The sequence below is a fragment of the Okeania sp. SIO3I5 genome (genome assembly GCF_010672085.1).
Classification (GTDB): Bacteria; Cyanobacteriota; Cyanobacteriia; order Cyanobacteriales; family Microcoleaceae; genus Trichodesmium.
The window spans coordinates 1-5,820 of the sequence record NZ_JAAHHT010000384.1; the positions used below are offsets into that span (position 1 = coordinate 1).

At 33.8% G+C, this 5,820-nt stretch carries 2 protein-coding genes and 2 pseudogenes; 1 reads left to right on the top strand and 3 read right to left on the bottom strand.

What is annotated here, in order from left to right:
• Positions 1-215: pseudogene (locus F6K40_RS38255) on the bottom strand (5-histidylcysteine sulfoxide synthase); the annotation flags it as partial.
• Positions 216-1,173: 958 nt separating this feature from the next.
• A pseudogene (locus tag F6K40_RS38260) lies at positions 1,174-1,257 on the bottom strand (L-histidine N(alpha)-methyltransferase); the annotation flags it as partial.
• A 774-nt stretch (positions 1,258-2,031) separates the two neighbouring features.
• Between F6K40_RS38260 and F6K40_RS38265 the strand changes: the two are divergent.
• Positions 2,032-3,369, top strand: coding sequence for a protein kinase domain-containing protein (locus F6K40_RS38265; protein WP_293144941.1), 1,338 nt, complete (start codon positions 2,032-2,034; stop codon positions 3,367-3,369).
• Positions 3,370-3,741: 372 nt separating this feature from the next.
• On the opposite strand, the gene F6K40_RS41220 is transcribed toward F6K40_RS38265, so the two are convergent.
• Positions 3,742-5,238 (bottom strand): protein kinase domain-containing protein, encoded by a 1,497-nt coding sequence (locus F6K40_RS41220; RefSeq protein WP_365674239.1) that lies wholly within the window; start codon positions 5,236-5,238, stop codon positions 3,742-3,744.
• Positions 5,239-5,820: the final 582 nt, after the last annotated feature.

Consider the following 5,820-nt stretch of genomic DNA (forward strand, 5'->3'; position numbering starts at 1 on the left):
TCGTATAGCTGCGAAAGAGCTTCTTCTGGTTTTTCTGGATCTACTCCTAATTCAAATAATATTTCGTAGTTAGAGTTAATACGTTTTTCTAATAATTCCACGTGAATTAATTTATTGATGTAGAAAACTGCCGAATGTCCGAGATAAAAAATTAGAGGATTTCTCAAAGGATCGGGATTGAAATAAAATGTTTCTTCTGCGACTAAACTATTCATCAAAATCTCTTCAAGTTGCCAAGCATTCTTAAAATATTCAAGGATATCTTTGCGTAGATTACTGTTAGTATGACAACTATCAAGTTTTGGTAGGATTAGTAGATTTTATCTCGTTCATATTGTTAGAAATTGATTTTTTTTCATGGGTAACTTTTGTAGGATATTTAAGATTTAGAGACTTAGTAAGTATTCACCTATAATAGTAATCCTAAATATATTGTCAGATTTGATCAAATAAAATAGTAATCCTAAATATATTATCAGATTTTATCAAAAAAATTGGGTCGTGCAACCCCGCCTTGATCGGCGAAATGTTTTTGGGGCGTTGCTCTAATGAAAACTGCTATAAGGGGAAAAAATAAATTTTTTTCCTTTTATATCATGTCCGGATAAGAGCGTGATAAAAAAACTTTCTCTTCTTTATAGCTTAAAATTCCCTCTTCTTCCCTCCTGACTCCGTACGGACGTTGCTTGAGCATTAATGCGAACGTCCCTACCTCATTACTCATTACTCCTCCATTTTTATTTATAACTATTCAACCGGACATGATATTAGTCAATCCTCTGCCTTTTAGGGAGAGGTAATTATGCATTATCCATTATGTATTATCCATCCTTTTTTTATAAATAATATATTTATATAGATAATTAAGGTTAGTTAATGTACTTTTAGCCAGAGTAGAAAATAAAATTTCAGTCTTTCAAAACTGCCTTATAACTTCATTTTGTACAAAGCTAATTGCTGAGAGCTGACGTCTAAATCTTACCGAAAAATCAAGGTATAAAGCCTTCTATTTCAAGAGAAAAAGTGGTCCTTTGCGGAGCATAAGTAGGATGGGATGTTGAGCAAACCTAGCCATATTCAATCTCCCAAGAGAGAAAAGAAATAATATTCCTTATATTCAATTCCGTTGCGGTTGTAACCAGAGGTAATTATCGATTATCCATTATCAATAAATTCTGTCCGAGTTGAGTAATATTCAGGTAACTCACAAATTTTTTCAAATAACTCAGAGTCGTAATCGTCATAAAAATATTTGGGGGGTCAACACTTGGGATTTTTAGTTAATCCGGCAATTAGATATTCTCCATTATTTTTGACAGCTTGATAACTGTTATAGCGCTACGCGAAGCCTGAACAGGGAACAGCGGTGCGACCCCGCGTCGCCGACAGACGCAAGCGGTCAGACCCCTTGCGCCTGTCGGCGCAAGGGAATGCTGACCAAGAGAGGGAACGCGCACCAAGAGAGGGAACAGGGAACAGCAGACTTTTAAAGGCTTTCAGGATTTAGAAATGTCCTAACCTCAATGCGTAGTGCTATATTGAGAATTTTCACAAGTTGTGAGGGCATTATTTAATTCCTGGATAGTTGGACAATTAAGAGTTTTGTCTTAACAAATTCTGGACAAAAATTTATCATCATAAAATTCTTCCAGCCAGAATTTTAGTACAGATTTTCCTGAGAGTAAATACACAAATAATTAAATTAATCCCTCCCCCTATACCCCCTTTATATCATTATCATAAACTAAGAAAAAAGTAAAATTGTACCATTTTCTGGAAGTAATTATCTACTGGTAATGGCCGAAAAATAATGATGAAGAAAGAACTGTTATTAAATATTGAGGACTCACTCTGGTAAAAGGAATAAGTAATAGGTATGGAGAGAATAGGGGGAAAGGAATCAAAGAAAATCAAGTTGTATAAAATAAAATTGTTTGTTATTACTAATGAAGCGGATATGATATTAGAGAAAATAATTTATAAGATAATTAATATCAGCAATCTAGAAAATATCAAAGTTGTAATTGTTTTATGTCTGTTCAAGTCAAACTGACTATTCTCCAAGGAAGTCTGATCGGCAAAGAATTTATATTTAAAGAAAGAACTATCTGTATTGTCGGTCGTCATCAAGACTGTAACCTAAGACTACCAAGTGATGAAGAACATCGTACTATTTCTCGTTATCATTGCATACTTGATATTAATCCTCCAGATGTGCGAGTGCGTGATTTTGGCAGTAGAAATGGCACTTATATTAATGGTAAAAAAATTGGGCAACGTCAACCAGACCATACCCCTGAAATTGCAGCGAAAATGCTGTTTCCTGAATATGATTTAAAATCAGGAGATAAAATTCAATTGGGTACAATTATTTTTCAGCTAAGTATTGAAGCTGAAACAGAGATGCCTCCAGAAATGATTTGTATATCCAAAACTTCTCAAGTAGAAACTGTAGAATTATCTCTTGAACCAGCAAAACTAGGAAATAATAATATGATTAAAATTCCTGGCTATAGGACAATTAAATTACTAGGTAAAGGTGGTTGTGGAGAAGTTTATTTAGCCAGAAATAATTCTACTCAAGAATTAATAGCTTTAAAAACAATATTGCCAGAAGTTGCTACCCATCCTGATGCTATAAGTCGTTTTTTTAGAGAGATCGAAAATACTAAGGCTTTAAATCATAAGAATGTTGTGAAATTGAAAGATTATAGTTATAGCGATCGCCAATTTTTTTTCACTTTAGAATATTGCAATGGTGGTAGTATTTGGAGTTTGTTGGAGCGTTGTGATTATCGATTATCTATTAATATGGCAGTACCAATTATTATACAAGCTTTAGATGGTTTAGAATATGCTCATAATGCAGAAATTCCTTATGTTAAAAAAGCAGATGGTAGTTTTGGTGAAGGGAAAGGTTTGGTTCACAGGGATATTAAACCAGCTAATATTTTTCTGACTAATATCAATAGTTCAACAGTGGTAAAAATAGCAGATTATGGATTAGCAAAAGCTTTGGATTTTGCTGGTTTAAGTGGGCAAACAATTACGGGAAATAAGGGGGGTACTTTTCCGTTTATGCCGAGACAACAGATGATTGATTTTAAATATGTAAAACCCGAAGTAGATGTTTGGGCAATGGCGGCAACTTTATATAATATGTTAACTGGTGCATATCCCCGGGATTTTGTTGGGAAAGACCCTATTTTAACTGTATTGCAAAGTAAACCTATACCAATTAGACAAAGAAATGTTTATGTTCCTCAATCATTGGCAGAAGTAATTGATTTAGCATTAATTGATGATCCAGAAATTTATTTTAAAACTGCTAAAGAGTTTAAGCACGCATTATTAGGTAGTGTGTTTTAAGAAATAGGGAATAGGGAATAGGGAATAGGGGAGTAGAGGGAGTAGGGGAGTTAGGGAGTTAGGGAGTAGGGGAGTTAGGGAGTTAGGGAGTAGGGGAGTTAGGGAGTTAGGGAGTAGGGGAGTAGGGCAGTAGGGGAATAAGGGAGTAGGGGAGTAGGGCAGTAGGGGAGATTGAATATTGAAGTAATTATAGAATTATAAATATAAAGCAGATTCTAACTTAGAGAGGTACACAAATCGCGGGCAAGATGCCCGCACTGTAAACATTTAATTGTTAATATCTGTGCTTCATAATATTGGGAATCTTTTGTATATTGTATAATTAGATTCTACATAAAATTTTACTTTTAACTTTTAACTTTTGACTTTTAATTATGGCTTTTTTTTGACAACTAAAGTACCAGCTATCTTGTCATGTAATCCTTGCTTTTTTTTGGTAAAAGCTGCCATGATAAATCCAATTAGTAGAGTTATTAACGAAATTGTTTTGGCTAAATACCTTGCATTAGCACGAGCAAATGATATGAGATTTCCATTTAAGTCTGTGACGATAATTCCCATTATTTTTTTCCCAATAGTTGCTTTTCTTGGTAAACTTTCAAGTCTCGTCAAATAAAACCATTTTAATATATTAGTGAATAAGATAAACGTTAGAGTAGCTATATAGAATGAATCGTCAAATCCTTCTACCTCTAATCCTAGTAAAATCATAAAAATAATACCGAAAATTCCTGTGGTTATACTGAAAGACCCCCAACCTATCCACCATCCAAAAGCACCTATTGAATTGATTATGTCATCAGGCAAAAATTTATTATTTAAAATTATTTTACCTAATAATCCCATTGCAATTATTAGAAGAATATTATCTAAAATAGAAGCCAAAAAACGGTCATAAAATCCTGCATATTCAGGAGCATAAGAAACTACTGTTTGTTGTTCTTGCTTCTGATTATTTTCAGGCACATTAGAACTCTGTTGTCCCTCATTTATATTGTTTAAATAGTTAAAAATATCTTGTGTGTTTTGAGGTCGATGCCCTGGAAAAGGCTTCATTAAATAATCTATAAAATCGCCCAAATCATTTGATACCTCAACACTATTTCGCCAAATTAAATCCCCCGTGTTAGGATCTTCAGTAAAACTATTAGGTTGCTCACCAGTTAATAAATAAACAAACGTTCTTCCCAAAGCAAAAAAATCAGATTGCTGCACAGCTTTTCCATTCACTTGTTCCAATGGTGTATAACCAGGAGAAATAATTCCTGTTACTTGTTGCCCTGCTAATTTTTGGAGATAAGTTTGAGTAACTTCTTTGACTGTACCAAAATCAATTAATACTAACTGACCATTTTCTCTAATCATAATATTCGACGGTTTAATATCTCTATGAAAATATTCTTGTTGATGAACTTCATGCAAAATTTCTATCAACTGTTTTAACCATCTAAACGCTGCCTTTTGAGAAATAGGTTCAAAGTTCCGTTGCTTCATATATTTTTCTAAATCCATCCCTTCAATTTTTTCCATTACCAAACAATGCAAATCTTCTTGACTACTTCTAGGTCGAAAAATGAAATAATTATCAGCTTCAACTCTAGGAATACCGGGGTGATTTAAACTACTTAAAACTTCAGCTTCTTGTCGAAATAATTCAACTGCTTTGGGATGATTATTATGCAAAACTTTTAAGACTTTCGGAATCCCACAGTCTTCCACTTCAAATGTTTTACCAAAACCACCGCCACCGAGGGGTCGAATGACTCGATAAATGTCTTGCAGCAATAGTTGGGAACCACAGCTTTGACAAAATAAAGGAGTGCCACTATTTTGAGGATTGGAACATTCAGGATTTATGCAGTAGCTCATAACAATTTGGTGAATGATATATCATTAAATTAATTATATTAACACTTATGCAGAAACCGGGTTTCTCAATAAAATATTCTAGTTTTAAAATATTGGAGAGTACAAAGTTCTTCTAAAAAAAAGATTCACTTTCATTCTTAAAAGTATTATTCATAAAAGCTTACAGCACATACAGCTCTTTCTAGAGAGTTTCTAACTTTGGGATTGCTGATATCCATTGCTAGCTTTGGAATAGCCATTGATAGCAATGGCTATTCCAAGAACTTTGTACTGTCTAGTTAAAATAGTCATATCAAATCCGCTGCTATTCAAATCTTTTCTTTCTCCTGTACGGGCGATTCGCTTGCTCGCCCCTACGACTCCTGACTCCTAGAGCGATACGATAACTAATTACCCGAATTCTATATTACCTCTTCTTATATAGAATCCGGTTATATAGTATATGTTCATTATTAAATCGGACCATCTCCCCCAACAATACACTCTTGTATTCAACCGGATTTGATATTACTCCTTACTCCTTACTCCTTACTCCTTACTCATTACTCATTACTCATTACTCCTCAGTAATACGATAACTAA